Origin of the sequence: Desulfovibrio sp. 1214_IL3152, assembly GCF_036763055.1 — a bacterium.
GTDB lineage: Bacteria > Desulfobacterota > Desulfovibrionia > Desulfovibrionales > Desulfovibrionaceae > Desulfovibrio.
The window spans coordinates 1-1425 of the sequence record NZ_JBAIYW010000597.1 but is presented as its reverse complement, the minus strand read 5'-3'; the positions used below and the strand labels follow the sequence as shown (position 1 = coordinate 1425).

Sequence of the window (1425 nt, the reverse complement as noted above, 5' to 3'; positions counted from 1 at the left end):
GTTGCGCTGCGGATCAGTGCTTTGCCAGCGGGCGCAAAGAGGACATGAGCACCGTGTCGCATCCTTCCGGCGGCGCGCCCATCGACATGTTTTACACGGCCCTGCCTTACGGCTCTGACGCCGTGCTGGCGCTCATGACAGACCAGACGCAGATGCTGCAGGCCCAACGCCAGGTTATGGAAGTAGCCCGCGAGGTGGAAGAAGTAGGCACGAAGCTGTCCGCGGCATCCCACGAACTGGCGCACATCATCGCGCTGTCGGATCAGGGAGCGGAAAGGCAGGCCATGCGCGTGGGCGAAACCGCCAGCGCTATGGAAGAAATGAACTCCACCGTGCTTGAGGTGGCCCGCAATGCGGAACAGGCCGCCAACATGGCTATGGGTACACGCGAAAAAGCACAACAAGGCGCTGAAATCGTAAAAAAATCTGTCAACTGCATCCAGACGGTGCAGAGCCAGTCGCTTCAGCTCAAAAACGACATGAACACCCTGAACAGAAACGCGGCCGATATCAGCCAGATCATGAGTGTCATTTCAGACATTGCCGACCAGACCAACCTGCTGGCCCTCAATGCCGCCATCGAGGCGGCCCGCGCAGGCGAGGCAGGACGAGGCTTTGCCGTTGTGGCTGACGAGGTGCGCAAACTGGCGGAAAAAACAATGGCCTCCACCACCGAGGTCGCCAGAGCCATCACGGCCATCCAGAGCAGCGCGGGGCAGAGCGTCAACTCTGTGGACGCCTCCACAAAGTCCATCGAAGAGGCCACCACCTTTGTGACCCTGTCCGGCACGGCGCTGGAAGAAATCGTCAGCATGGTGGATACCACCGCCGACCAGGTGCGCGCCATCGCCACGGCCAGCGAAGAACAATCCGCCACCAGCGATGAAATCAACCGGTCAGTCAACGAGATCAACGAAATCGGCATCAAGACGGCCCAGGGCATGCATGACGCCAACCTCGCCGTTTCCGGCCTGAAAGAGCTTTCCCAAACTCTGGACGCTCTGCTCAAGACCATGAAACTTTCCTGACGTTAACCGGCGCTGCGGGTAAGATTCTCTGCCCGCAGCGCCGCATGAACGCTCTGGTTTGCGACACTCCGGCAGGCGTGCGTTCCGCCTGGCATACGCCACGGCAGGCAGCAGATAAATCCGCTGTCCGAGCCACATTGTCTCCCGACCCCGCGCTGCCGCGGCACATTGCATGCCTTTTTTTCCTGCACCCGCATGCCCAGGATATTTTCTCCTCTGCACGGTAGCAAAAAATCCGGCACTCCCCTATTCTTGAAACAAGGCATCTTTGAGAATTCCCTTCTCAAAGTTCTTACCACGCCATTACGACGCTGTACCACGCAGCAACACTGCGTGTAATCCTTCGCGGCGCACGCCTGCCCGCCTGCCGCCACGCGGCAACCGCAAAGCCGTACGC

1 protein-coding gene is annotated in these 1425 nt (G+C 59.6%); it reads left to right on the top strand.

Going from position 1 to position 1425, the window contains the following annotated elements; genetic code table 11:
* Positions 1-1028, top strand: a 1028-nt coding sequence (locus tag V6C07_RS12590; protein WP_333536822.1) for a methyl-accepting chemotaxis protein, incomplete at its 5' end; no start/stop codon positions are given.
* Positions 1029-1425: the final 397 nt, after the last annotated feature.